Source organism: Herbaspirillum sp. SJZ106 (genome assembly GCF_006715495.1).
Taxonomy (GTDB): domain Bacteria; phylum Pseudomonadota; class Gammaproteobacteria; order Burkholderiales; family Burkholderiaceae_D; genus Herbaspirillum.
The window spans coordinates 427,258-453,505 of record NZ_VFNI01000002.1 but is presented as its reverse complement, the minus strand read 5'-3'; the positions used below and the strand labels follow the sequence as shown (position 1 = coordinate 453,505).

Genomic DNA, 26,248 nt, shown 5'->3' with positions numbered 1-26,248 from the left:
GGCCGTGCTTCCCGCGACGGGAAGTCCGGCTTTCATTGCCTCCTCGACCCATCTTCCCTCCCTGAAGCACCGCACAAAGACGGTGCATGCCATCGCGGCGGGCGCGCACCAGAAGGCACCAGAAGGCGCCACGTGCCCATATCCCAGGCATTGCCGATCTGCATTGCCGCCTTTCCCCTCTGCAATTTTTGTGCGACCGCACATGCATGACTGTCCGAAAATCCTTGTCACACAAGGCTTTCGCTGCCAATAATCGTCGCGCAGTTTTGTATTCCAATCTTGTATATCAGTGTGGCACGCAACTTGCTGATGAGTGGACATGGGCACAAATCCTTCCGTCAAGTCTTCTTCCCAGATCGCGATCCGCATCACCGAAGCGATCCTGGCCAAGCAGCTTGCGCCGGGCACCCGCCTGGGCGAGCAGCAGTTGGCCGACCTGTTCGGCGTGTCGCGCACCCTGGTGCGCGAGGCGCTGATGCGGCTGATGGCGCGCGGCATCGTCACGGTCAGCGCGCGGCGCGGCTGGTTCGTGATCGAGCCGACGCCGGAAGAAGCGCGCGAAGCCTTCGAGGCGCGCCGCGTGATCGAGCTCGGCCTGTTGCGCCAGGCACGCCTGCGGCCGATCCCGCAGGCCGCGGTGGAGCAGCTGCGCGAGCACATCGCGCGTGAAGAGGCGGCCATCGCCGGCGCCGACGTCGGTGCGCGCAGCTACCTGCTGGGCGACTTCCACGTCTGCCTGTGCGAATGCCTGGGCAACTCGCTGTTGTCGGAAACGCTGCGCGACCTGACCGCGCGCACCACCCTGACGGCCATGCTGCACCAGTCGTCGGAGCAGGCGGAGGATTCATGTGCGGAACATGTGCTGATCGTCGAGGCACTGGAACGCGGCGATCTGGAACAAGCGGAACAACTGATGCAGGCCCACCTGCAGCATGTTGAATCCGGGCTGAACCAGGTGCGCAGCAGCGATCCGCTGGAACCGCTGCGGCAGGCGCTGGCGCCGGTGTCGCACGAAGGGGCCGTGAAGACGGCAGCCGTCACCGACATCATGTCTCAACGTCATCCATCCAAAAGGCCGCAGTGAGAGGGCCGCTCATCAACGTCGTCAAGTAAAGGGAAACTGCCATGAAATTATCCAAACTCCTGATCGGCCTGATGGCCGGCGCCATGATGTTCTCCGCCAGCGCCGCGCGCGCCGACGCGCTGGACGATATCCAGAAGAACGGCACGCTGCGCGTGGCCGTGCCGGCGGACTTCCCGCCGTTTGGCTCGGTCGATGCCAACCTCAAGCCGCAGGGTTTCGACATCGACGTGGCCAACCTGATCGCCAAAAAAATGGGCGTGAAGGTCGAGCTGATTCCGGTGTCCAGCGCCAACCGCATTCCTTACCTGACCACCAGGAAGGTGGAGCTGGTGATCTCCAGCATGGGCAAGAACCCCGAACGTGAAAAGGTGATCGATTTCACCTCCGCCTACGCGCCGTTCTTCAACGGCGTGTTCGGCCCGGCCGACCTGCCGGTCAAGAGCGCGGCCGACCTGGCCGGCAAGACCGTGGCGGTGACCCGCGGCTCGGTGGAAGACCTGGAACTGACCAAGATCATCCCGGCCAATGCCACCGTCAAGCGCTACGAGGACAACAACAGCACCATCAGCTCCTTCCTCTCGGGCCAGGTGCAACTGGTGGCGACCGGCAACGTGGTGGCCGCGGCCATCATCGCCAAGAACCCGCCCAAGAAGCCTGAAACCAAGTTCCTGATCAAGGATTCGCCGTGCTTCATCGGCCTGAACAAGGGCGAGAAGAAGCTGCAGGACAAGGTCGACGCCATCCTGGCCGAGGCCAAGAAGGATGGCAGCCTGAACGCCATCTCGCAGAAGTGGCTGGGCCTGCCGCTGCCGGCTGGCCTGTAACTTGCTGGGCTGAGTTAAAGCAATAACGCATCGCCGGCGCGATTTCGCCTGGCGCCGGCGATGCGGGCAACGGCAGCAATGGGGGCAGGCGAACCACCGGGGCGCCGCGACGGCAACATCGCGCGGCAATCCCAGCAACACTGAGGCAGGGCAAACACGACATCATGGCCTATCAATTCGATTTCCTATCAACCTTCGACTACGGCGACGTCATCGTCAAAGGCGTGCTGACGACGATCGAACTGATCGCCATCGGCGGCGTGCTGGGCATCGCGGTCGGCATCTTCGGCGCCTGGGCGCGCACGCAAGGGCCGGCATGGCTCAAGCCCATCGTCAGCGGCTATGTCGAGATCATCCGCAATACGCCCTTCCTGGTGCAGCTGTTCTTCATTTTCTTCGGCCTGCCTTCGCTCAATATCCACATCAGCGAAATCCAGGCCGCCATCCTGGCGATGGTGATCAACCTCGGCGCCTACAGCACCGAGATCATCCGCGCCGGCGTGCAGGCCGTTTCCCGCGGGCAGATCGAGGCGGCGGCCTCGCTGTCGATGTCGCGCATGCAGATTTTCCGCTACATCATCCTGCGCCCGGCGCTGCAAAAGATCTGGCCGGCGCTGTCTTCGCAGGTGGTGATCGTGATGCTGGGTTCGGCCGTGTGCTCGCAGATCGCAGTGGAAGAACTGTCGTTCGCCGCCAACTTCATCCAGGGCCGCAACTTCCGCGCCTTCGAGGCCTACATCGTGGCCACCCTGATCTACCTGGTGCTGGCGATCCTGCTGCGCCAGCTGCTGCGCCTGATCGGCCAATACTTCATCACCGCCCGGAGGAACGCATGATCTCTTTCACCACCTGGGACATCGTCCGCAACCTGATGCTGGCGTGGCGCTGGACCATCGTCCTGTCGCTGGTCACCTTCGTGCTGGGCGGCACGCTGGGCCTGATCATCCTGTTCATGCGCACCTCGCGCCAGAACTGGCTGCGCCAGATCGCCCGCCTCTACATCGAACTGTTCCAGGGCACGCCGCTGCTGATGCAACTGTTCCTGGTGTTCTTCGGCATCGCCCTGTTCGGCGTGGAAGTGCCGGCCTGGCTGGCGGCCGGCCTGGCGCTGACCTTCTGGAGCGCGTCCTACCTGGCCGAGATCTGGCGCGGCTGCGTGGAAGCGATTCCCAAGGGCCAATGGGAGGCGTCGTCGGTGCTGGCCATGAACTACTTCCAGCAGATGCGCCACATCGTGCTGCCGCAGGCCTTGCGCATCGCCATCGCGCCCACCGTGGGCTTCGGCGTGCAGATCATCAAATCGACCGCGGTGACTTCCATCATCGGCTTCATCGAATTGTCCAAGGCCGGCTCGGTGATCACCAACGCCACCTTCCGCCCCTTCACGGTGTTTGCCATCGTGGGCCTCTTCTACTTCGTGCTTTGCTGGCCGCTGTCCAAGTACAGCCAGTCTTTAGAAAGGAAATACAATGCCGCTCATCGCCATTGACAACGTCAAGAAACGCTTCGGCAACAACGAGGTCCTCAAAGGCATCAGCCTGGACGTGGAACCCGGCGAGGTGATCGCCATCATCGGCAAGAGCGGCTCGGGCAAGTCCACCCTCCTGCGCTGCATCAACGGCCTGGAAACCATCGACGAGGGCAACATCAGCGTGGCCGGCGCCAAGCTGGGCGCCTCCGAACTGGAGTTGCGCAACCTGCGCCTGAAGGTCGGCATGATCTTCCAGCAGTTCAACCTGTTCCCGCACCTCTCGGTGGGCCGCAACGTGATGATCGCGCCGATGATCGTCAAGGGCACCTCGGAAGCCGAAGCCATGGTCACGGCCAAGGCCAACCTGGAAAAGGTCGGCCTCGGCCACAAGTTCGACGAGTTCCCGGACATGCTCTCCGGCGGCCAGCAGCAGCGCGTGGCGATCGCCCGCGCGCTGTCGATGGAGCCGCAGGCGCTGCTGTGCGACGAGATCACCTCGGCGCTGGATCCGGAACTGGTCAACGAAGTGCTGGCCGTGGTGCGCAGCCTGGCCAAGGAAGGCATGACCCTGCTGATGGTGACGCACGAGATGCGCTTCGCGCGCGAGGTGTGCGACCGCGTGGTCTTCATGCACCAGGGCAAGGTGCATGAGGTCGGCCCGCCGGAAGAGCTGTTCACCCGTCCGCAGACGCCGGAACTGCAGCAGTTCATCGGCATGACCCAGGGCGCCTGATCCCGCATCGGCGCATGAAAAAGCCGGAAGCGTTTTGCGCGCTTCCGGCTTTTTTACGTTCGCTGCGTTCAGCGATCCAGCTGGCACACCTTGCGGTCGTTTTCGTAGAACACCACCGGCCCGGTGGTGTAACGCTCCTTGGGAATGGCCAGCATCAGATAGTCCTTGATGCGGTAGGAAGCGCCGGAGGCCGGCATGCGATATAGGTAATTGACCCGCAACGCGCCGTCGCGCAGCGTGACCGACAGCGGCGTGAACACATGCGGGCGCTCGGCGGCATCGGGGGCTTGCATGGTGCGGGCCACCAGCAGGTATTGCTTAGTGTCGAAATGCGCGCCCGAGGGGCCGGCCGGCCGCTTGTCCCCCATCACCGGCGCCGGCGCCATCCACTGGTCCCACTCGGCGCGGCTGCGGATCAGCGCGCAGAAAACCGGCTGCCGGCTGTCGTCCCAATTCTTGAGGAAGCCCTGGTAGGAACCGCTCATGATGGTCTTGAACGGCACCACCGTCGGATCTTCCTTCTCCGCCCACGGCATCCAGGCGCAACCGGACATGCCGGCCAGCGCCGTTGTACACACCAGCAATTGCAACGAACCCTGAATCGTCTTGCGCATGCATTTCCCCCATGAAGGTTTGCATTTAAACATGCTTTGCCGCCATCCAAGCGTTTTCATCGAATTTTTACATCGCTTTCACATTCGATATCGGCCCATCCTGGCGACTTGCTGTTCAGAGCATGCGGCCGCGATAAGGTTCAGCCCCGGCCGTGGCCTGATAGGTCCGGTATGGGATTTGCGTGATAATGTCAGATTCGGGAGCGGATATCCTTGGCGCTCCCATCGTTCTCGCCATTCTTAAAGGGTAGTCAGCCATGAACTCAGCAGTCACTTCTCCATCCGCGTCGGGCAAGGCGCTTGCAGCCTTTATCGCCGGCATGCCGAAAACCGAACTGCACCTGCACATCGAAGGCACGCTGGAACCCGAGTTGATGTTCGCGCTGGCCCAGCGCAACCAGGTCGCGCTGCCTTACGCCTCGGTCGAAGACCTGCGCGCGGCCTATGACTTCAGCGACCTGCAATCCTTCCTCGACCTGTATTACGCCGGCGCCGACGTCCTGCGCACCGAGCAGGACTTCTACGACATGACCGCCGCCTACATCGCGCGCGCGCAAGCCGACAACGTGCGCCATGCCGAGATCTTCTTCGATCCGCAGACCCATACCGAACGCGGCATCCCGATCGCCACCGTATTCGCCGGCATTGCCGCGGCGCTGCGCGATGCGCGCCGCCGCGACGGCTTCGGCAGCGCCATGATCATGTCCTTCCTGCGCCATCTTTCGGAAGAAGACGCCTTCGCCACGCTGGAAGCGGCGTTGCCGCTGCGCGACCAGTACCAGGACCTGTGGAGCGGCATCGGGCTGGATTCTTCCGAGCGCGGCAACCCGCCGGAAAAGTTCGCGCGCGTCTACGCGCGCTGCCGCGAACTGGGTTTTCGCCTGGTGGCCCACGCCGGCGAGGAAGGCCCGGCGGCCTATGTGACCGGTGCGCTCGATGTGCTGAAGGTGGAACGCATCGACCACGGCGTGCGCAGCGAGGAAGACCCGGCGCTGATGAAGCGCCTGGCGCAAGAGCGCATCCCGCTGACGGTATGCCCGTTGTCCAACCTCAAGCTGTGCGTGGTGAAGGACATGGCCGAGCACAACCTGGCGCGCCTGCTGGATGCCGGCCTGGCCGTCACGGTCAATTCGGACGACCCGGCCTATTTCGGCGGCTACATGACCGCCAACTACCAGGCCGTGGCCGGCGCGCTCGACTTGAGCCGCGAACAGGTCCTGCAATTGGCGCGCAACGGCATCGAGGCCTGCTTCCTGCCCGAGGAAGACAAGGCCGCGCTGCTGCAGGAGCTGGAACAGTACGCCGCCGTCAACTAGGATTTTTGCCCTCCTGCCCGGCCGCCGCGCCGGGCGCACTCCCCTCAAGCCCCCTCCCGCACGGTCGCCAAGCGGCCCGCGCACATCAAGCACGCTTCTTGCATCATGGAAGTCCTGAGCCGGATTGGCGAATGGATTGTCTGGAACCGCAATCCGAAAACGACCACATCGGCCAGAAATATTGCCGGGAATCAGTATGTAGATTGGCGACAATCATTTGCGCCGCAAAGGCCGTACGCAAGCCTGGGCTGTTGAGGCAAGCGGTATTTGGCTTGTTGCGGCCGACCTCAAGGAAACGGAGATTTTGCGCTGCGCCGCAGCATCAACGGCTGGCCCAGGATGAACCAAAGAAAAGCGGATGGCGCTCTTTTTGGTGCAAAATAGCTCCGTTTTGTTGCAAATATTTTCCGTGATTGTCGACGATCTGCGCCAAGACATGCCCGGCATCCGCAGGAACAGGATCTTCATCGAAAGCATGAGCATCATGAACAAAGCCAGCAAATCCGGCCGCGCAGCGGCCACCGTCCAGACCCGCGCCGCTGTCTCCACGCGCGACCGCGAATCGTCCATGGCAGTCGAAGAACGCATGTACCAGGACATCTACGACGCCATCATGGAACACCGCCTGCCGCCGCGGACCAAGCTGACCGAGCAGACGCTCTGCCAGATCTACGATACCGCGCGCCACACCGTGCGCAAGGTGCTCTCGCGCCTGGCCACCGAAGGCATGGTGGATCTTGAGGCCAACCGCGGCGCCTTCATCGCCAGCCCCTCGCATGCCGAGGTGCGCGACATGTTCGAACTGCGCAATATCCTCGAACACGCCATGCTGGAAAAAGTCGGCCGCGAAGCCGGCGCCCGCCAGATCGCCGGATTGCGGCGCATGGTGGAGGAAGAGCGCGAGTCTTACCTGACCGGCGACCGGCCGCGCTGGATCCGCCTGTCGGCGCAGTTCCACCTGGCGCTGGCCGAACTGACCGGCAATGTGCTGCTGGTGGACACCTTGCGCAAGCTGGTTTCGCGCACCACGCTGATGATCGCCAAGACCGAAGCGCCGGGCCACAACGCCTGCTCCTTCGACGAACACGAAACCGTGCTGGAGGCGCTGGAGAGCGGCGACGTCGAAGCCGCCCAGGAACATATGGCACATCACTTGCATTTGTGCGAGGATCGGGTGCGCCCCGACGCGGACGACCAGTTCGACCTGCGCGCCGTGCTCGGCAAGGGACTGTAGGTTTCCCCTGCGGCCGGGCGCCGGCAGCTCCACTGTCCGCAAGGCCGCGCGATTTTCACCGCAACCTGATTGAACAACATGTCTTTGCAAGCAAACTACCCCCGCGACCTGGCCGGCTACGGCCGCAACCCGCCGCATGCGCAATGGCCCGGCCAGGCGCGCGTGGCCCTGCAGTTCGTGCTGAATTACGAAGAAGGCGGCGAGAACTGCGTGCTGCACGGCGACCCCGCCTCCGAACAGTTCCTCTCCGAAATCGTCGGCGCCGCCGCCTATCCGGCGCGCCACATGTCGATGGAATCGATCTACGAATACGGCTCGCGCGCGGGCGTATGGCGCATCCTGCGCGAGTTCGAGAAACGCGGCCTGCCGCTGACGGTATTCGGCGTGGCCATGGCCTTGCAGCGCTGCCCGGACGTGACCCAAGCCTTCATTGAACTCGGCCACGAAATCGCCTGCCACGGCCTGCGCTGGATCCACTACCAGAGCATGGACATCGACACCGAACGCGCCCACATGCGCGAGGCCGTCAAGATCTTCCGCGAACTGACCGGCGCCGCTCCGCAGGGCTGGTACACCGGCCGCGACTCGCCCAACACCCGCCAGCTGGTGGTCGAACACGGCGGCTTCGCCTACGACTCCGACTACTACGGCGACGACCTGCCGTTCTGGACCCAGGTCCAGACCAGCGACGGCAACGCGCAAGCGCACCTGGTAGTGCCGTACACGCTGGACGCCAACGACATGCGCTTCGCCACCCCGCAAGGCTTCAACACCGGCGAGCACTTCTACCAGTACCTGAAAGACAGCTTCGATGTGCTATACGAAGAAGGCGAGGAATCGCCCAAGATGCTGTCGATCGGCATGCACTGCCGCCTGCTGGGACGCCCCGGCCGCTTCCGCGCGCTGCAGCGTTTCCTGGACTACGTGCAATCGCATGAGCGCGTATGGATCTGCCGGCGCATCGATATTGCGGAGCATTGGAAGAAGGTGCATCCGTATCAGGCAGGTTGATGTGTGCAGAAATGAAAACGCCGGCAGATGCCGGTGTTTTTTTCCTTGATGCGCAACGAACGCCACTGAATCCTGACTTCATCAGGATGCCTCAGAAAGCAAGATAGCGAACCACAACACCGAAGCCGCAGGCGAGAAGCAAGCACCGCGATGCCGAAGGCGAGCCGGTTATGAAGTCCGCATCTAACCAGCCGGCGGAGCGGGCAAAAAAATGGATCAGCAAAGCAGTCGGAGCGAAGCGACTCTGCATTGCCCATTTTTTTGCCCGCTCCGCCGGGGACCCCGAAGGGGCTGGGTAGTTGCGGTCGCCTTTCTTTGCTTACTTTCTTTGGCGAAGCAAAGAAAGTGAGCGGCTGCCGGGCCGCCCCCGGCGCTCCGTGTCGACCGGAGAAAGAAAAGCATAAAGCCAGTACATCGATAAGCAGCAAGAGCAAACTACCAAAAAAGAAGCCAAGAAACTTCAGTTAGTCGCCGCCCCCGCCTCAAACCACTTCCCAATCACCGCCCGCTCCTCATCAGTGATATGAGTCATGTTCCCCAAAGGCATGCTCTTGGCCACATACGCCTGCTGATAAATCTGCTGCGCATGCTGTGCAATATGCTCGCGGCTATCGAGCAACACCCCCTTGCCCGGCACCGGCATCAGCGTGGACTTCTCCGCATGGCATTGGATGCAACGCGCCTGGATCACCTGCTGCACCTGCGCGAAACTCACCCCGCCCGTCCCTGCAGGCGCAGGCTCCGTCTCAGCGCCATCGCCCGCAACCGGTTTCGCCTCTGCCGCATGATGCAAGGCCGCCGGCACCGGCTTGCCGCGCATCATCGGACTCAGGCCGATTGCCACCGCCAGCAGCAAGGCCACCGCCACCCCCGGATACCACCAGTTATTCACCCCCTTGTGGCGCAACACGAAGAACTGCCGGATCAACGCCCCCGCCGCCATGATCATCAGCAGCACCACCCAGTTATGCGGCGCGGCGTAGGTCATGCTGTAGTGGTTGGACAGCATGGCGAACAGCACCGGCAGCGTGAAGTAGGTATTGTGCACGCTGCGCTGCTTGCCGCGCTTGCCGTGGATCGGATCGGGCGCCTGGCCGGCGCGCATGGCCGCCACCATCTTGCGCTGCCCGGGAATGATCCACACCAGCACGTTGGCGCTCATGATGGTCGCCAGCGACGCGCCGCTGATCAGGAACGCGGCGCGGCCCGAGAACAGGTGACAGGCGGCCCAGACCGACACGACCACCTGCAGCCCGACCAGGATGTTGGCCAGGCGCTCGCCATTGGGACGGTCGCCGATGCTGCTGCAGATGGCGTCGTAGATCAGCCAGTTGAAGACCAGGAAAGCGATCGCCGTACCGCCAGCCATGGAGCCCGACATGTCGAACACGTTCTTGTCCACCAGGAAGACGTTGGCATTGAACAGGTACAGCAGCGAGAACAGCGCAAAACCGGACAGCCAGGTGCTGTACGACTCCCAATAGAACCAGTGCAGATGCTCGGGCACCGCCTTGGGCGCCAGCAGGTATTTCTGCGGGTTGTAGAAACCGCCGCCGTGCACCGCCCACAGCTCGCCCCCAACGCCCTTTTCCTGCAGTTCGGGATCGGTGGGCTTGACCAGGCTGTTGTCGAGCCAGACGAAATAGAAGGAGGAGCCTATCCAGGCAATCGCCGTGATGACGTGCAGCCAGCGCAGCAGCAGGTTGAGCCAGTCGAAGATATAGGCTTCCATGTTCGGATCGGTTTCCTCAGGGTTGTTAGGCGGCCCACCATGCGAGGCCGGTGGATGTTGTCGGTTCTAGCATAAATAGTGCCGGGTCACGAGAGCAATATCCGGCAAGCACCCACGGAATCGCCGACCGGCGCTCGGCACCGTGCCCATGGCGAATCATGCCCCATTGCCGCCCCGATGATACGGACAGGGCCGCATTCGCATCATGATTCGCCACAATCGTCGAAAATAATGTCGACAATATTTTCTAACAGAATCAAAGCGCAAGCCCTCATGACAACTCCCGGATGACCAGTATTGGCGCGGTTCTTCGGGGTTACCTTGATTCACATGCATAACCGGCGCTCCTCCGGTTTTAGTGCATTGCGTCAAATCCAGTGCATGCGAAGCACCAAGTTGTTGCAAATAGAAAAAACCATTGTCAACAAAATGAGGTCGCGTTGGCAACCCGCTACAGCGGCTATTGTTGGGGGAAAACAGCCAGGCCCGCACCGGCCTCGCAGCCTGCATGGCGCCCACGCGCGTCCCGCCCCGGAAAAGGCGCAGGAAATTCCACCAGCAAACGAAATGGCATTGGCACGATATCTGCTAAACATCCGTTCTGAATCCGTAGTGACGAATGGAACGGGAGAGCAGCAACACCGTTCGCCTGCGGTGGAACGATCTGAACTTGCCGGGCAATTCCGTTCGGCGTCTTTTTAAACAGGGGAGCGTAATGAAAAAAACTCGTTTGGCACTGGCCTTGGCATCCTGTCTGGTGGCCGGCAGCGCAATGGCACAGTCCAGCGTCACCATCAGCGGCCTGGTCGACGCCTTCGCCGGCAGCATGAAGAACAGCGGCGACACCGGCGGCAAGGCATCGGTCGGCTCCGGCGGCCTGACCACTTCGTGGATCGGCTTCAAGGGCACCGAAGACCTCGGCGGCGGCCTGAAGGCGGAATTCGCCCTGACCTCGTTCTTCCAGACCGACACCGGCGCCTATGGCCGCTTTGCCGGCGACAACCTGTTCTCGCGCGACGCCAACATCGCGCTGGCCGGCAGCTACGGCCGCGTGATGCTGGGCCGCGGCCTGGCGCCAAGCTTCCTGCCGACCGTCCTGTTCAACCCGTTCGGCGACTCCTTCACCTTCTCGCCGCTGGTGCTGCACGTCTATACGCCATCGGGAAACTTCGGCGCCCGCAGCTGGACCCAGGCCAACGCGGCCGATAGCGGCTGGAGCAATGAAATCATCTACACCACGCCCAAGTTCGGCGGCCTGCAGGCCAACCTGCATTACCAGTTGGGTGAAGTCGCCGGCCAGACCGGCAAGAAGAACATCGGCGTGAACGCGCTGTACTTCAACGGCGGCCTGGCCCTGACCGGCCTGTACTTCGATGCCCAGGTCAGCAACCCGAACTCGGGCAGCGCCATCATCGACGCCACCGCGCCGTTCGCCTCGATCACCCGCCAGAAGACCTGGATGGCCGGCGCCACCTATGACTTCAAGGTGGTCAAGCTGTACGGCACCTTCCAGTCCAGCAAGGACACCACCAACGGCAATCCGCAAGCCAAGGACAAGGTCTACAGCGTGGGCCTGTCGGCGCCGGTGGGCAACGGTTCGATCCTGGCCGGCTTCGCCCGCACCAAGCGCACCGGCGACCTGCTGGCCAGCACCAGCGGCGACGTCTCGCGCAACACCACTTCGGTCGGCTACGACTATTTCCTGTCCAAGCGCACCGACGTGTATGCGATCGTCATGAACGACAAGATCTCGACCCAAAGCAACGCCACTTCCTTCGGCGTCGGCATTCGTCATCGTTTCTGACGGATGCGCAGTATTGAAGCGCTCCGGCGACGGGGCGCTTCAAAGGAGCCTGCCGGGCGGTCTTCCTTCCCGTGCGGCAGGCTCCGGCAACAGCAGCAACGTAGTGCATGCAGTACGGCGAGCCGGCGACTCCTTCTGGGCCGGCAAGCCAAGTCTTGAGCCTGTACTTCGGTGGGAACCGCATTACCGGAATGCGTCGCGAGCCGTTCGTTTTGCTCGGCCGATCTCCTCCTTGGTGTTGCGCGCATTGCGGTTTCCACCTTCTTTTTCTTTCAATCGCTTTTCGGGAGACTTCCCCATGCGTTCATTCCGCTTCCTCGGCTGCTCGGCGGCACTGTTGCTCGGCCTGGTATCGGCATCGTCCTCTTTCGCGCAAGAGACCAAGATCAAATTCCAGCTGGACTGGCGCTTCGAAGGCCCGTCCGCGCTGTTCCTGGTGGCCAAGTCCAAGGGTTACTTCGCGCAGGAAAAACTCGACGTCACCATCGACGCCGGCAACGGCTCTGGCAACGCCGTCAACCGCGTCGCCTCCGGCACCTATGACATGGGCTTTGCCGACATGGCCGCGCTGATGGAATTCGCCGCCAACAATCCGGATGCGCCTTCCAAGCCGGTCGCCGTGATGATGGTCTACAACGACACCCCGGCGGCGATCTTCTCGCTGAAGAAATCGGGCATCAGGAAACCGGCCGACCTGGCGGGCAAGAAACTGGGCGCTCCGGTATTCGACGCCGGCCGCCGCGGCTACCCGATCTTCGCCAAGGCCAACGGCCTGGATGCGGCCAAGACACAATGGACCAGCATGGATCCGCCGCTGCGAGAAACCATGCTGGCGCGCGGCGACGTGGATGCCGTCACCGGTTTCTACTTCACCTCGCTGCTGAACCTGAACGCGCGCGGCATCAAGGATGAAGACGTCAACGTGATGATGTTCCCCGACTACGGCGTCAAGCTGTACGGCAACGCCATCATCGCCTCGGAAGCGATGGTCAGGCAGAAGCCGGAAGCCATCAAGGCTTTCCTGCGCGCCTTCGCCAAGGCCACCAAGGATGTGATCGCCAATCCCGAAGCCGCCATCAAGGCAGTCAAGGAACGCGATGGCCTGATCGACGAGAAGCTGGAGCTGCGCCGCCTGAAGCTGGCCATTGCCAGCGCCATCGCCACGCCGCACGCCAAGGCCGAAGGCTACGGCCAGGTGTTCGGCCCGCGCCTGACGCTGATGGCCTCGCAGGTGTCGGATGCCTACGGCACCAAGACCCGCGTCAACGCCGACAAGGTCTGGAACGGTTCCTTCCTGCCGTCCAGGGCCGAACTGGATGTCTTGCCGAAGTAACGCGCCACACCATGCCATGCCGGCCGGCCGCGGCAATGCGGACAGTCGGCAGTTGCAACCCGCGGCGCCTGCCGCAAACACGTACACAAGAACCACCACCCATGAGCGATACCTTCGTCGATTTCCGCCACGTCTACCTGGCCTATGACGGCGCCGCCGAGTTCGCGGTCGAAGACATCGACCTGCAGACCCGGGCCGGCGAATTCATCGCCATCGTCGGCCCTTCGGGCTGCGGCAAGTCCACCTTCATGAAGCTGGCCACGGGCCTGAAGCAGCCCAACCGCGGCAGCGTGGTGATCGACGGCCAGCCCGTCACCGGCCCGCTGAAGTTCGTCGGCATGGCGTTCCAGGCGCCCACGCTGCTGCCCTGGCGCACCACGCTGGAGAACGTGCTGCTGCCGCTGGAAATCGTCGAACCGTATCGCCGCGACTTCAAGCAAAAGAAAGCCGAATACGCCGAGCGCGCCCTGAAGCTGTTGAAGACCGTGGGCCTGGACGGCTATGCCGACAAATACCCCTGGCAGTTGTCGGGCGGCATGCAGCAGCGCGCCTCGATCTGCCGCGCGCTGATCCATGAGCCCAAGATGCTGCTGCTGGACGAGCCCTTCGGCGCGCTCGACGCCTTCACCCGCGAGGAACTGTGGTGCGTGCTGCGCGACCTGTGGGCCGAGCGCAAATTCAACGTCATCCTGGTCACGCACGACTTGCGCGAAGCGGCTTTCCTGGCCGACACCATCTACGTGATGAGCAAGCGCCCGGGCCGCATCGTGGTGCGCCGCGAGAACCCGCTGCCGCGCCCCTGCGCGCTGGAAACCACCTATACCGATGCCTTCAACGCCCTGGTGCACGAGCTGCGCGAGCATATCGGCCACGTGCGCAACACCTGACCCGGCGGAGAACACGACATGAAAACCCCGTTCAACGGCAAACTCAACAAAGCCGCCACCACGCTGGCGCCATGGATCCTGCTGCTGGCCATCCTCGGCGTCTGGCAGTTCATCTGCAGCGTGTGGCAGGTTTCCGACTTCATCTTCCCCAGCCCGATGTCGATCATCCAGGCCATGGTGGAATTCTCCGGCCCGATCGCCCACCATGCGCTGTCGACCTTCTGGGTCACCATGGTGGGCTTCGCCATCGCCGTGGCGGTGGGCGTGGCGCTGGGCTTCATCGTCGGTTCCTCGCCGCTGCTGTATGCCGCCGCCTATCCGCTGATGACCGCCTTCAACGCCCTGCCCAAGGCGGCCTTCGTGCCGGTGCTGGTGGTGTGGTTCGGCATCGGCGCCGGCCCGGCCATCCTGACCGCCTTCCTGATCTCGTTCTTCCCGATCATGGTCAACATCGCCACCGGCCTGGCCACGCTGGAGCCGGAACTGGAAGACGTATTGCGCGTGCTGGGCGCCAGGCGCATGGACATCCTGCTCAAGGTCGGCCTGCCGCGCTCCATGCCGTATTTCTTCGCCTCGCTGAAGGTCGCCATCACGCTGGCTTTCGTCGGTTCCACCGTGTCCGAGATGAACGCCTCCAACGAAGGCATCGGCTACCTGCTGGTATCGGCCGGTTCCTCGATGAAGATGCCGCTGGCCTTCGCCGGGCTGGTGGTGATCGGCGCCATGGCGATGGCGATGTATGAATTGTTCGCCATCATCGAACGGCGCACTACGGCCTGGGCGCATCGCGGCAAGTGAGCCGATGGCCGGCCGGCGCGCGTAAAAGCGGTTTGCGGCCGGCGCCAATTTGTCTATGATGAGGCGCGTATCGGCAATTCGCCAAAGGCCTTATAAAACCCAGGGGAGCGCGCCGCCGCACAGGCGGCCGCCAATCATGAAAAAGCAAGAGAACCACAGGGAAAACACGTGAGCGCAGCTCCACTCCGTCTGGAAATCAAGCATGTGCGCAAGGCCTATCCGGGCGTGCTGGCCAATGACGACGTCAGCCTGTGCGTGGCGCCCGGCGAAATCCATGCCGTGCTCGGCGAGAACGGCGCCGGCAAATCGACGCTGATGAAGATCATCTTCGGCGCGGTCAAGCCCGACGCCGGCGAGATCCGCTGGAACGGCGAGACGGTGCAGATCGCCAACCCGCAGGCGGCGCGCCGGCTCGGCATCGCCATGGTGTTCCAGCACTTCTCGCTGTTCGACACGCTGACCGTCACCGAAAACATCGCACTCGGCCTGGATGCCAAAACCGACCTCAAGGAACTGGCTGAGCGCATCACCCAGACCGGCGAGAAATACGGCCTGGAACTGGAGCCGCACCGCCATGTGCATACGCTGTCGGTGGGCGAGCGCCAGCGGGTGGAGATCGTGCGCGCGCTCTTGACCGATCCGCAGTTGCTGATCCTGGACGAGCCGACCTCGGTGCTCACGCCGCAGGCGGTCGAGAAACTCTTCGTCACCCTGCGCCGCCTGGCCGACGAGGGCTGCAGCATCCTCTACATCAGCCACAAGCTCGACGAGATCCGCGCGCTGTGCCACAACGCCACCGTCATGCGCGGCGGCCGCGTGACCGGCAACTGCGACCCGCGCAACGAAAGCAGCGCCAGCCTCTCGCGCATGATGATCGGCGACGAACTGGTGCGCCTGACGCGCGAACGCAATCCGGAATCCCTGCGCAACGAGCGCAAGCTGCACGTCAACCGCCTGTCGCTGCCCAAGGCCCACCTGTTCGCCACCGAGTTGAAGGACATCGAATGCGAGGTGCGCGCCGGCGAGATCGTCGGCATCGCCGGCGTCTCCGGCAACGGCCAGCAGGAACTGCTGGCGGCGCTGTCGGGCGAAGACCAGCGGGCCGCGCCCAACATGCTCATCCTGGGCGGCAGCCCGGCCGGCCACCTCCCGCCCAACCCGCGCCGCGCGCTGGGACTGGGCCTGGTGCCGGAAGAACGCCTCGGCCGCGGCGCCGTGCCGACGCTCTCGCTCACCGCCAACATGCTGCTGTCGCACCAGAAGACGCCTTATGTGAAGCGCGGCATGATCGATTTCGGCTTCACCCGCCGCGCCGCCGCCTCCATCATCGAGCGCTTCAAGGTCAAGGCGGCCGGCCCCGATGCGCCGGCCAAGAGCCTGTCGGGCGGCAACCTGCAAAAATTCATCGTCGGCCGCGAGATGGAACGCAAGCCTGCGGTGTTCGTGGTGGCCCAGCCGACCTGGGGGGTGGACGTGGGCGCCGCCGCCCAGATCCACGGCGAGATATTGAAACTGAAACAGGAAGGCTGCGCGGTGCTGGTGATCTCGGAAGAACTGGATGAATTGTTCGCGCTGTGCGACCGCCTGCATGTGATCGCCAAGGGACGGCTGTCGCCCTCGATCCCGATCGAGCAGGCCACGCGCGAACAGGTCGGCGTATGGATGAGCGGTCTCTGGGATGAGCCCGCTTCCGCCAGGGAGGCCGGCCATGTCTAAGCTGCTGTCGCTGCCCTTCCGCCTTGAGCTGCGCGGCGCGCCTTCGCGCGCGATGACGTACTGGTCGCCGGTGATCGCCATCGCGCTCACGCTGTTGCTGGGGGCCCTGCTGTTTCTGGCGCTGGGCAAGGATCCGCTGGCCGGGCTCAAGGTGTTCCTGGTCGCCCCGTTCTCAGGCAAGCGCGCCATCAGCGAGCTGCTGTTGAAATCCATCCCGCTGATCCTGTGCGCGCTGGGGCTGGCGGTGTGCTTTCGCGCCAGCATCTGGAACATCGGCGCCGAGGGCCAGTTCACCGTCGGCGCGCTGGCCTCCGGCGCCATGCTGGTGTGGCTGGACGTGCCGGGCCACGGCATCTCCGGCGGCGCCGGCCTGCTGCTGATGATCGCCGCCGGCATCGCGGGCGGCGCTTTCTGGGCAGCCATCACCGCCTTCCTGCGCGACCAGTTCAATGCCAACGAGATCCTGGTGTCGCTGATGCTGACCTATGTGGCGCAGCTGCTGCTGATGTGGGCCGTGAACGGCCCGCTGAAGGACCCCAACGGCATGAACTTCCCGCAGTCCAAGGTGTTCTCCGACGAGTTCATGCTGCCCATGCTGGTGGCCGGCACGCGCCTGCACGTGGGCTTCGTGGTGGCGGTGGCGGCGGCGCTGCTGATGGCGGTGTTCATGCTGCGCAGCCTGCGCGGCTTCTCGCTGACGGTGGGCGGCGTGGCGCCGCACGCGGCGCGCTATGCCGGCTTCTCGGCACGCTCGGCGCTGTGGGTGTCGCTGCTGATCTCCGGCGCCTTCGCCGGCCTGGCCGGCGCCTTCGAGATCGCCGGGCCGATCGGCCAGTTGCTGCCGTCGGTGTCGCCGGGCTATGGCTTCGCCGCCATCATCGTGGCCTTCATCGGCCGCCTGCACCCGGTCGGCGCCATCCTCGGCGGGCTGATCATGTCGCTGCTGTATCTGGGCGGCGAGCTGGCGCAGTCGCGCCTGGGCCTGCCCTCGGCGATCACCGGCGTGTTCCAGGGCATGCTGCTGTTTTTGCTGCTGGCCTGCGACACCCTGATCGATTACCGCCTGGCCTGGAAGAAGAAAGCCTAAGACCATGGAACAACTCGCTCCCCTCATTGCCGCCTCGATCAACGCCGGCACCCCGCTGCTGCTGGCGGCCATCGGCTTGCTGATCAACGAACGCTCCGGCGTGCTCAACCTCGGTGCCGAAGGCATGATGCTGGTGGCCGCCATCGCCGGCTTCGCGGTCGGCTATTCGACCAGGAGCCCGTTGCTGGGCTTCATGGCCGGCGCCGTGTGCGGCATGCTGATGGCCACGCTGTTCGCCTGGCTGGCGCTGCGCCTGGCCACCAACCAGGTGGCCACGGGCCTGGCGCTCTCGATCTTCGGCGCCGGCCTGTCGGCTTTCGTCGGCCAGCGCTTCGTGGGCCTGGCGCTGCCGGCGCAGGCCAATTCGGTGCCGCTGCTGGGCGACATTCCCTTCATCGGGGCCGCGCTGTTCCACCAGCACTGGATGAGCTATGTGGCCTTCGCGCTGTGCCTGGCCAGCATCTGGTTCCTGTACCGCACGCGCGCCGGCCTGGTGCTGCGCGCGGTGGGCGAGTCGCCCGAGTCGGCGCATGCGCTGGGCTATTCGGTGCGCGGCATCCGCTACGCGGCGCTGCTGTTCGGCGGCGCCTGCTGCGGCCTGGCCGGCGCCTACATGTCGCTGGTGTACACGCCGATGTGGGTGGAAGGCCTGGTAGCCGGGCGCGGCTGGATCGCGCTGGCCTTGACCGCCTTCGCCACCTGGCGCCCGGCACGGGTATTGCTCGGTTCGCTGCTGTTCGGCGGCGTCACCATCGCCCAGTTCTACCTGCAGGGCATGGGCGTAACGGTGCCGTCGCAGATCCTGTCGATGGCGCCGTATATCGCCACCATCGTGGTGCTGGCGCTGATCTCGCGCAATCCGGACTGGATCCGGCTGAACATGCCGGCGTCGCTGGGCAAGCCGTTCCGTCCCGGTTCCGCATGAACGGCCGGAAGTACGTTCGGTACGGCAAGGCGGTACAACGACGCCAGCGCAGCGGTCCGGCCGTTCATTTCGAATAGATGCTTTTCGTAGTCGCAATACGCATTCCAACCAACCTGAGGGAGAACCACAATGATCATTTCGCGCAGAGCCTCGCTGGCGATGCTCGCCACCCTGGCCGCGGCAACCCTGATCGGTTGCGGCAAGAAGGAAGAAGCCGCTCCGGCAGCCCCGTCTGCGGCCCCTGCCGCCGCCGCGCCCGCCGCCGATCCGCTGAAGGTGGCCTTCGTCTACATCGGCCCGGTCGGCGACGCCGGCTGGACCTTCGCCCACGACAAGGGCCGCAAGGCGGTCGAGGAGAAGTTCGGCGACAAGGTCAAGACCACCTTCGTGGAGAACATTCCCGAGTCGGCCGCCGATGCCGAGCGCGTGTTCCGCCAGCTGGCCACCGACGGCAACAAGCTGATCTTCGGCACCACCTTCGGCTACATGGAAGCGATGCTGAAGGTGGCCAAGGAATTCCCGGACGTGAAGTTCGAACACGCCACCGGCTTCAAGACCGCCGACAACCTGGCGCAGTACGACGTGCGCACCTATGAAGGCGCCTACCTGGCCGGCGTGGTGGCGGGCAAGATGAGCAAGTCCGGCAAGCTGGGCGTGGTGGCTTCGGTGCCGATTCCCGAAGTGGTCCGCAACATCGATTCCTTCACGCTGGGCGCGCGTTCGGTGAACCCGAAGGCGACCACCGCCGTGGTCTGGGTCAACAAGTGGTTCGACCCGGGCAAGGAACGTGAAGCCGCCACCACCCTGATCGGCCAGGGCGTGGACGTGCTGATGCAGAACACCGACTCCGCCGCCGTGGTGCAGACCGCGCAGGAAAAAGGCGTGTACGCCTTCGGCTGGGATAGCGACATGACCGGCTTCGGCCCCAAGGCCCACCTGGCAGCGTCGATCATCAACTGGGGCGTGTACTACACCGCGCGCGTGCAGGCGGTGCTGGACGGCTCCTGGAAGAGCAGCACCAGCTGGATCGGCCTGAAGGAAAACGGCATCGACCTGGCCGCCTTCAACCCGGACCTGCCGGCCGACGTGAAGACGCTGGTGGAAGAGCGCAAGAAGGGCATCGTCGACGGCAGCGCGCCGATCTGGAAGGGTCCGATCAAGGACAACGCCGGCAAGGAAGTGCTGGGCAAGGACGCCGTGGCTGACGACGGTTTCCTGCATGGCATCAAGTTCTACGTCGAAGGCGTGGATGGCAAGGTGCCGGGCTGAAGATTGATAGCCCCGGCGCGCCGGGGCAACCGGCAAGCCAACGGCCGGGAGCGTCGCCAGACGCCCCGGCCGTTTTTCATGGGCCGGGGCATTTGCCGCGGCGCCAGGCCGCGATGGAGGGATAATGGCGCATCGCCCTTTCTGGAGACGCCATGTCCGCCCCGCTGCCGGTTCTTGTCTTGCATGTGACGCTGCCCGTGGCGGCGGCGCAGGCCTACGCCTTTCTCGCCGATCCGCGCAACATGGCGCAATGGGCCTCGGGCCTGGGCCAGGGGCTGACGCAGGAAGGCGGCGCCTGGGTGGCCGAGGGGGAAACGGGCAAGGTCAGCATCCGTTTCGCCGAGCCCAATCCCTACGGCGTGCTGGACCACGAGGTGACGCTGCCCGGTGGCGCGCGGGTGGCCGTGCCGATGCGGGTGGTGGCCAATGGCGATGCGGCCAGCGAACTCACCTTCATCCTGTTCCGCCAGCCCGGCATGGATGACAAGAAATTCGCCGAAGACGCCCAATGGGTGATGCACGACCTGCAGGCCCTGCAACGGCTTTTGTCGCCTCCAGCCGACTCCGCGGGGCAAGCGGCCGCCCCGGCCCCCTGATCCCGCCGAAAAGCCCCGTCGGCCGCTATCGCAGCGCCAGCCTGCCTGTATAATGCACAGCCAATATTTACGGGAAACGATGTCCCCCGTTCCAGACCAGACGATTTATGCAAAAAGCCCGCAAACCGATCGAAATCAAGATATCCACCGTCGTTGCCATCTCGGCAATCCTGCATGAAACCGATCCTGCCGCCCTGGAAAAGGCGCTCAAGGACATGACCGGCGGCGTATCCGACTTCTTCGAGGATGAGTTTGCGGTGCTCGACATCGGCGCGCTGGAAGGCGCCACCGCTGCCGACATCGACTGGCAGGCGCTGGTCGGCCTGTTCAAGGCGTTCCGCCTGAACACCGTGGCCGTGCGCAATGCGCCGCAAGACTTGCACGCAGGCATCGTCGCCCATGGCCTGGCGATCGACACTCCGGCCGCGGCCGGCGCCGGCGCGGCCAATGCGCGCGCCCAGGAAACCGCGGAGCACAAAGCCCCGCCCGCCAAGCCCGCGCCGCAGCCCGAACCTGCTGCCGCGCCCGTGCCCGCTCCCTCAGCCGCAGCCGCCCCGGCAGCCCGCACCATGATCGTCGACACCCCGGTGCGCGCCGGCCAGCGCATCTATGCGCGCGGCGCCGACCTGGTGGTCATGGCGGCAGTCAACAACGGCGCCGAGATCATCGCCGACGGCAGCATCCACGTCTATGCGCCGCTGCGCGGACGGGCGCTGGCCGGCGCCTCGGGCAACACCGAGGCGCGCATCTTCGCCGCCTCGCTGGAAGCGGAACTGGTCTCCATCGCCGGAGTCTATCGAACCTTCGAGAACGGCCCTCCGGCGGAGGTCGCCGGCAAGCAGGTGCAGGTGCGCCTCAATGGCGAACGCATCGACGTGCTGGCGATGCAGGCGGCCTGAACGCAATACCGAATTTAGATAGAACGCATTTCACCAATCAACCTGAAATGCGTTCTGGCAAGCCAATCCAATAGGCTGAATCGCATCAGCACATCTGTTCTTCTTAAGGAGTTTTTTGTGGCAAAAATCATCGTTGTGACTTCCGGTAAGGGAGGCGTCGGCAAGACGACGTCGAGCGCCAGTTTCGCATCGGGCCTGGCAATGCGAGGCCACAAGACGGCCGTGATCGACTTCGACGTCGGCCTGCGCAACCTGGACCTGATCATGGGCTGCGAACGCCGCGTGGTGTACGACCTGATCAATGTCATCAACAAGGAAGCCACGCTGAACCAGGCGCTGATCAAGGACAAGCACTGCGACAACCTGTTCATCCTGCCGGCCTCGCAGACCCGCGACAAGGACGCGCTGTCCGAGGAAGGCGTCGAACGCGTGCTCAACGACCTGTCCAAGATGGACTTCGAATACATCATCTGCGACTCGCCCGCCGGCATCGAGCACGGCGCGGTGATGGCGCTGACCTTCGCCGACGAGGCGATCGTGGTGACCAACCCGGAAGTGTCCTCGGTGCGCGACTCCGACCGCATCCTCGGCATCATCCAGGCCAAGTCGCGCCGCGCATCGAGCGGCGGCGAACCGGTCAAGGAACACCTGCTGATCACCCGCTATGCGCCCAAGCGCGTGGAAGACGGCGAGATGCTGTCGTATACCGACGTGCAGGAAATCCTGCGCATCCCGCTGATCGGCATCATCCCCGAATCCGAATCGGTGCTGGCGGCGTCCAACCAGGGCAGCCCCGCCATCCACATCAAGGACAGCGACGTGGCCCAGGCCTACCAGGATGTGGTGTCGCGCTTCCTTGGCGAGAATGTCGAGCTGCGCTTCACCAACTACGAAAAGCCGGGTTTCCTGCAGCGCATTTTCGGAGGTAAGTGACATGTCCCTGCTTTCATTCCTGTTCCCGACCAAGCCCAAGAGCGCGGTTGCAGCGAAGGAACGGCTGCAGATCATCATCGCCCGCGAACGCTCCAACGGCCGCCAGGGCCCGGACTTCCTGCCGGCCCTGCACAAGGAACTGATCGAGGTCATTTCCAAGTACACCAAGGTCAATGCGGATGACATCAAGATCTCGCTGGATCGCCAGGGCAACCTGGAAGTGCTGGACGTGAACGTGGTGCTGCCGGACGCCGATTCGGCGCCGGTCTGAGCCGCCTTAACGCCTCGCATCCCGGCCGTCGTCCTGGCCCCGCCCCAGGACGACGGCGACCACGTCCCGGTACGCTGTTTTTTCTTTCTTCCCTGATGCGATGAAGATCGGGATCCTCTCCTCCTCCGCCGACTGCGTGGCCCTGCTGCGCCAGTTGCCCGCCGCGCGCAACTGCGCGGCCTATGCCGGCGCAGATGGCTTGCTGGCCGCGCGCATGGAGGGGGTCGCGGTACTGATCATCGATCTGGACGGACTTGAGGCGCAGGCTGCGCCGCTCGAAGCCGGCTTGCGCGCCTGGCGCGAACCGGCGCCGCCAGAGGGCGGCGTCGCGCCCGCCGTGCTATTGCTGGCCGCCCCGGCGCAAAAAGCCTTGCTGCAAACGCTGCGCGCCGCCGGCGCCGACGATTACCTGGTCAAACCCATCCGCCGCAACGAACTGGCGCTGCGGCTGGAATTGCTGTTGCATGCGGCCGATCCGCAGGCGGCAGGGTCCGTGGTGCACAGCGGCGGCTTCGTGTTCGACCTGGATCGCCTGCGCGTCTCCTGCCCGGCGCGTCCGTCGCTGGATGCCGCGCTCACCCGGAAGGAGTCGGAACTGGCGCTGCTGCTGCTGGAACACCTTGGCCGCCCGCTGTCGCGCGCGTTCATCCAGGAGCGCATCTGGGGCGCCGAACCCGAGGTGCCCACGCGCACCATCGACACCCACGTCTCGCGCGTGCGCAACAAGCTCGGCCTGAAACCGGAACATGGCTACAAGCTGGCCACGGTCTACGGCTATGGCTACCAGCTGGAACGCATCGAATCCAGCACGGCCGCAGGCTAAGCCCCGCCCGCTGAACGCACGGCCTCCGGCCCGGGATGCGGCATTCCTGCAACAGACGGCAACCGCCTTATTCCCCCTGGAAGGCATTTCTGTCTGGCAATGACAGCGCAAGACTTGTTGCCGGAACGCCAACCTCTACTGCAGGCGCAACCCGGACGTGACGCTGCGGCGGCGGTGCTGGCGCCTGTGTCAAGCTGTGTCAAAGCATGATCCATATCAGGGATGAATACCGACTATCGGCCCGCCGCCAAACCCCTTATTGCGCAGCGGGTATAATAGCGGTGTTGTAAATGGTCGATTTACCGTCGACTTTGGCTCCGAATTCAAGCCCAGCGGCATCGAAAGCCGCGTTATTCCATGCATTTGCTCGCCGTCGGACTCAACCACACTACCGCGCCGGTTTCATTGCGCGAAAAAGTGGCCTTCCCCGCTGACCAGATCGGTCAGGCGGTGGCGGCGGCGCGCGCCTGGTTCGGCGGCAACGACCGCATCATCTCGGCCGGCGAAGCGGCCATCCTCTCCACCTGCAACCGCACCGAACTGTATGCTGCCGCGGCGGCCGGCCGGGATGGCGTGGATTTCGCCATCGACCGCACCGCGCAGTTCCTGGCCGAGTACCACAAGATTCCCTACGCCGACCTGCGCCCCTTCCTCTATGCGCTGCCGCAGGACAATGCCGTGCGCCATGCCTTCCGCGTCGCCTCCGGGCTGGATTCGATGGTGCTGGGCGAGCCGCAGATCCTGGGCCAGATGAAGGATGCGGTGCGCCAGGCGGAAGCCGCCGGCGGGCTCGGCACCTACCTGCACCAACTGTTCCAGCGCACCTTCGCGGTGGCCAAGGAAGTGCGCACCACCACCGAGATCGGCGCGCACAGCGTGTCGATGGCGGCCGCCGCGGTGCGGCTGTCGCAGCGCATCTTCGATTCCATCGCGGGCCAGAACGTGCTGTTCATCGGCGCCGGCGAAATGATCGAGCTGTGCGCCACCCACTTCGCGGCGCAAAACCCCAAGACCCTGACGGTGGCCAACCGCACCATGGAACGCGGCCAGATGCTGGCGCACCGCTTCAACGGCAGCGCGATCCGCCTGGCCGACCTGCCGGCGCAACTGTCGCGCTTCGACATCGTGGTGTCGTGCACCGCGTCTTCGCTGCCGATCATCGGCCTGGGGTTGGTCGAACGCGCGGTCAAGGCACGCCGCCACAAGCCCATCTTCATGGTCGACCTGGCCGTGCCGCGCGACATCGAATCCGAAGTCGCGCGCCTGGACGACGTTTTCCTGTACACCGTGGACGACCTGGCTTCGGTGGTGCAGAGCGGCGTCGAGAACCGCCAGGCCGCGGTGGCGCAGGCCGAAGCCATCATCGAGACCCGCGTGCAGTCCTTCATGCACTGGGTCGACAGCCGCGCCATGGTGCCGCTGATCCAGGACCTGCACGAAACCGGCGAGGCGCTGCGCCTGGCCGAACTCGAACGCGCCCGCAAGATGCTGGCCAAGGGCGACGATGTCGAGGCGGTAATGGAAGCCCTCTCCAGGGGGCTGACCGCCAAGTTCCTGCACGGCCCGCAACAGGCCCTGCATCACGCCCAGGGCGAGCAGCGCAGCCAACTGGTCGAACTGCTGCCGCAACTGTTCCGCGCCAAGCGTTAGCGCCCCTCCTCTTTACGCCCGTGCTGCGTGCATGGGCCACCGCCTTGCCGTCGCCCTTCTTTGCCGCGTGACGGTTCCGCAAGACATTTTCACCCTACCCAAGCACATGAAACCATCGATGCTCGCCAAACTCGACCAGCTCGCCGAACGGCTGGAAGAACTCAACAGCCTGCTGGCGCAGGAAGACGCCACGGCCGATATGGACAACTTCCGCAAGATGACGCGCGAACATGCCGAACTGGGCCCGCTCGTGGCGCTCTACCTCGACTACGTGCAGTCCGGCCGCGACATCAAGACCGCGCAGGAACTGCTGGCCGACCCCGACATGAAGGACTTCGCGCAGGAAGAGATCAATGCCGCCCGCGCGCGCATGGAAGCGCTGGAAGGCGACCTGCAGAAGATGCTGCTGCCCAAGGATCCGAACGACGAGCGCAACATCTTCCTGGAAATCCGCGCCGGCACCGGCGGCGACGAATCGGCGCTGTTCGCCGGCGACCTCTTGCGCATGTACACGCGCTATGCCGAGCGCAACCGCTGGCAGGTGGAAATCGTCTCCTCCTCCGAATCCGAACTGGGCGGCTACAAGGAAGTGATCGCGCGCATCGCCGGCTTCGGCGCCTATTCGCGCCTGAAGTTCGAGTCCGGCGGCCACCGCGTGCAGCGCGTGCCGGCCACCGAGACCCAGGGCCGCATCCATACCTCGGCCTGCACGGTGGCCGTGATGCCGGAAGCCGACGAGGTCGAGGATGTCGAGATCAATCCGGCCGACATCCGCATCGATACCTTCCGCGCTTCCGGCGCCGGCGGCCAGCATATCAACAAGACCGACTCGGCGGTGCGCATCACCCACTTGCCGACCGGTATCGTGGTGGAATGCCAGGACGACCGCAGCCAGCACAAGAACAAGGCCTCGGCGCTGAAGGTGCTGGCCGCGCGCATCAAGGACGGGCAATTGCGCGAGCAGCAGTCGAAGGAAGCGGCCACCCGCAAGTCGCTGATCGGCTCGGGCGATCGCAGCGAACGCATCCGCACCTATAATTTCCCGCAGGGGCGCATGACCGACCACCGCATCAACCTGACGCTGTACAAGCTGGATTTCATCATGGACGGCGACCTGGAAGAACTGACCAATGCGCTGATCACCGAACACCAGGCGGAATTGCTGGCGGAACTGGGCGATAGCTGACAACGTCCAACCGGGCTTCGCACTCTCCACTACAATCCCTGTCAGCCCTCTT

At 64.3% G+C, this 26,248-nt stretch carries 26 protein-coding genes; 23 read left to right on the top strand and 3 right to left on the bottom strand.

Annotated elements, in window-relative coordinates; translation table 11 throughout:
- Window positions 1–319 precede the first annotated feature (319 nt).
- From FB598_RS07265 to FB598_RS07245, 5 genes are all read left to right on the top strand, one after another.
- Complete coding sequence (locus tag FB598_RS07265; RefSeq protein ID WP_141913806.1) at window positions 320–1,084, top strand: GntR family transcriptional regulator; 765 nt, start codon at window positions 320–322, stop codon at window positions 1,082–1,084.
- 41 nt (window positions 1,085–1,125) lie between these two features.
- Window positions 1,126–1,908 (top strand): transporter substrate-binding domain-containing protein, encoded by a 783-nt coding sequence (locus tag FB598_RS07260; RefSeq protein ID WP_141913807.1) that lies wholly within the window; start codon window positions 1,126–1,128, stop codon window positions 1,906–1,908.
- Between the two features lie 164 nt (window positions 1,909–2,072).
- The gene (locus tag FB598_RS07255; RefSeq protein ID WP_141913808.1) at window positions 2,073–2,744 is read left to right on the top strand and encodes an amino acid ABC transporter permease; all 672 of its coding nucleotides are present in this window, start codon (window positions 2,073–2,075) and stop codon (window positions 2,742–2,744) included.
- Entirely contained in the window at window positions 2,741–3,397 is a 657-nt protein-coding gene (locus FB598_RS07250; protein ID WP_141913809.1) for an amino acid ABC transporter permease, read from the top strand. Before FB598_RS07255 ends, FB598_RS07250 begins: the two co-directional genes overlap by 4 nt.
- Window positions 3,378–4,112, top strand: a complete 735-nt coding sequence (locus FB598_RS07245; RefSeq protein ID WP_141913810.1) for an amino acid ABC transporter ATP-binding protein — start codon at window positions 3,378–3,380, stop codon at window positions 4,110–4,112. The genes FB598_RS07250 and FB598_RS07245 overlap by 20 nt, the downstream gene beginning before the upstream one ends.
- 68 nt (window positions 4,113–4,180) lie before the next feature.
- On the opposite strand, the gene FB598_RS07240 is transcribed toward FB598_RS07245, so the two are convergent.
- Window positions 4,181–4,726: a hypothetical protein gene (locus tag FB598_RS07240; RefSeq protein WP_141913811.1), complete on the bottom strand. Its 546-nt coding sequence runs from the start codon at window positions 4,724–4,726 to the stop codon at window positions 4,181–4,183.
- 257 nt (window positions 4,727–4,983) lie between these two features.
- Between FB598_RS07240 and FB598_RS07235 the strand changes: the two genes are divergently transcribed.
- Window positions 4,984–6,042 (top strand): adenosine deaminase, encoded by a 1,059-nt coding sequence (locus FB598_RS07235; protein ID WP_141913812.1) that lies wholly within the window; start codon window positions 4,984–4,986, stop codon window positions 6,040–6,042.
- Window positions 6,043–6,255: 213 nt separating this feature from the next.
- Here FB598_RS07235 and FB598_RS20680 read toward each other — a convergent pair whose 3' ends face one another.
- On the bottom strand, window positions 6,256–6,528 hold the full coding sequence (locus tag FB598_RS20680; RefSeq protein ID WP_185742255.1) for a hypothetical protein: 273 nt from the start codon (window positions 6,526–6,528) through the stop codon (window positions 6,256–6,258).
- Here FB598_RS20680 and FB598_RS07230 point away from each other — a divergent pair.
- Window positions 6,527–7,276 (top strand): GntR family transcriptional regulator, encoded by a 750-nt coding sequence (locus FB598_RS07230; RefSeq protein WP_141913813.1) that lies wholly within the window; start codon window positions 6,527–6,529, stop codon window positions 7,274–7,276. The genes FB598_RS20680 and FB598_RS07230 overlap by 2 nt on opposite strands.
- Before the next feature lie 78 nt (window positions 7,277–7,354).
- Complete coding sequence (puuE, locus tag FB598_RS07225) at window positions 7,355–8,287, top strand: allantoinase PuuE (RefSeq protein ID WP_141913814.1); 933 nt, start codon at window positions 7,355–7,357, stop codon at window positions 8,285–8,287.
- A 460-nt stretch (window positions 8,288–8,747) separates the two neighbouring features.
- Here the strand turns inward: puuE and FB598_RS07215 are convergent, their stop codons facing one another.
- The gene (locus FB598_RS07215) at window positions 8,748–10,019 is read right to left on the bottom strand and encodes a urate hydroxylase PuuD (protein WP_141913815.1); all 1,272 of its coding nucleotides are present in this window, start codon (window positions 10,017–10,019) and stop codon (window positions 8,748–8,750) included.
- Window positions 10,020–10,734: 715 nt separating this feature from the next.
- On the opposite strand from FB598_RS07215, the gene FB598_RS07210 reads away from it, so the two are divergent.
- The 15 genes from FB598_RS07210 to prfA all read left to right on the top strand — a co-directional run bounded on the left by FB598_RS07210 (window position 10,735) and on the right by prfA (window position 26,196).
- Window positions 10,735–11,823, top strand: coding sequence for a porin (locus FB598_RS07210; RefSeq protein WP_141913816.1), 1,089 nt, complete (start codon window positions 10,735–10,737; stop codon window positions 11,821–11,823).
- Between the two features lie 298 nt (window positions 11,824–12,121).
- Complete coding sequence (locus FB598_RS07205; protein WP_141913817.1) at window positions 12,122–13,156, top strand: ABC transporter substrate-binding protein; 1,035 nt, start codon at window positions 12,122–12,124, stop codon at window positions 13,154–13,156.
- Between the two features lie 101 nt (window positions 13,157–13,257).
- Entirely contained in the window at window positions 13,258–14,043 is a 786-nt protein-coding gene (locus FB598_RS07200) for an ABC transporter ATP-binding protein (RefSeq protein ID WP_141913818.1), read from the top strand.
- An 18-nt stretch (window positions 14,044–14,061) separates the two neighbouring features.
- On the top strand, window positions 14,062–14,841 hold the full coding sequence (locus FB598_RS07195) for an ABC transporter permease (protein ID WP_141913819.1): 780 nt from the start codon (window positions 14,062–14,064) through the stop codon (window positions 14,839–14,841).
- Window positions 14,842–15,009: 168 nt separating this feature from the next.
- Window positions 15,010–16,557, top strand: coding sequence for an ABC transporter ATP-binding protein (locus FB598_RS07190; protein WP_141913820.1), 1,548 nt, complete (start codon window positions 15,010–15,012; stop codon window positions 16,555–16,557).
- Window positions 16,550–17,644: an ABC transporter permease gene (locus FB598_RS07185; protein ID WP_141913821.1), complete on the top strand. Its 1,095-nt coding sequence runs from the start codon at window positions 16,550–16,552 to the stop codon at window positions 17,642–17,644. Before FB598_RS07190 ends, FB598_RS07185 begins: the two co-directional genes overlap by 8 nt.
- A gap of 4 nt (window positions 17,645–17,648) precedes the next feature.
- The gene (locus FB598_RS07180) at window positions 17,649–18,569 is read left to right on the top strand and encodes an ABC transporter permease (protein ID WP_141913822.1); all 921 of its coding nucleotides are present in this window, start codon (window positions 17,649–17,651) and stop codon (window positions 18,567–18,569) included.
- Window positions 18,570–18,698: 129 nt separating this feature from the next.
- Window positions 18,699–19,838, top strand: coding sequence for a BMP family ABC transporter substrate-binding protein (locus tag FB598_RS07175; protein ID WP_141913823.1), 1,140 nt, complete (start codon window positions 18,699–18,701; stop codon window positions 19,836–19,838).
- Window positions 19,839–19,990: 152 nt separating this feature from the next.
- Complete coding sequence (locus FB598_RS07170) at window positions 19,991–20,434, top strand: SMP-30/gluconolactonase/LRE family protein (protein WP_141913824.1); 444 nt, start codon at window positions 19,991–19,993, stop codon at window positions 20,432–20,434.
- A gap of 107 nt (window positions 20,435–20,541) precedes the next feature.
- Complete coding sequence (minC, locus tag FB598_RS07165) at window positions 20,542–21,333, top strand: septum site-determining protein MinC (RefSeq protein WP_141913825.1); 792 nt, start codon at window positions 20,542–20,544, stop codon at window positions 21,331–21,333.
- Between the two features lie 117 nt (window positions 21,334–21,450).
- Window positions 21,451–22,266, top strand: coding sequence for a septum site-determining protein MinD (minD, locus tag FB598_RS07160; protein ID WP_141913826.1), 816 nt, complete (start codon window positions 21,451–21,453; stop codon window positions 22,264–22,266).
- A gap of 1 nt (window position 22,267) precedes the next feature.
- The gene (gene minE, locus FB598_RS07155; RefSeq protein WP_050470573.1) at window positions 22,268–22,537 is read left to right on the top strand and encodes a cell division topological specificity factor MinE; all 270 of its coding nucleotides are present in this window, start codon (window positions 22,268–22,270) and stop codon (window positions 22,535–22,537) included.
- 100 nt (window positions 22,538–22,637) lie between these two features.
- A complete protein-coding gene (locus tag FB598_RS07150) occupies window positions 22,638–23,360 on the top strand; it encodes a response regulator transcription factor (RefSeq protein ID WP_141913827.1) in 723 nt (240 codons plus the stop codon).
- 357 nt (window positions 23,361–23,717) lie between these two features.
- On the top strand, window positions 23,718–25,010 hold the full coding sequence (gene hemA / locus FB598_RS07145; RefSeq protein ID WP_141913828.1) for a glutamyl-tRNA reductase: 1,293 nt from the start codon (window positions 23,718–23,720) through the stop codon (window positions 25,008–25,010).
- 106 nt (window positions 25,011–25,116) lie between these two features.
- A complete protein-coding gene (prfA, locus tag FB598_RS07140; protein WP_141913829.1) occupies window positions 25,117–26,196 on the top strand; it encodes a peptide chain release factor 1 in 1,080 nt (359 codons plus the stop codon).
- Window positions 26,197–26,248: the final 52 nt, after the last annotated feature.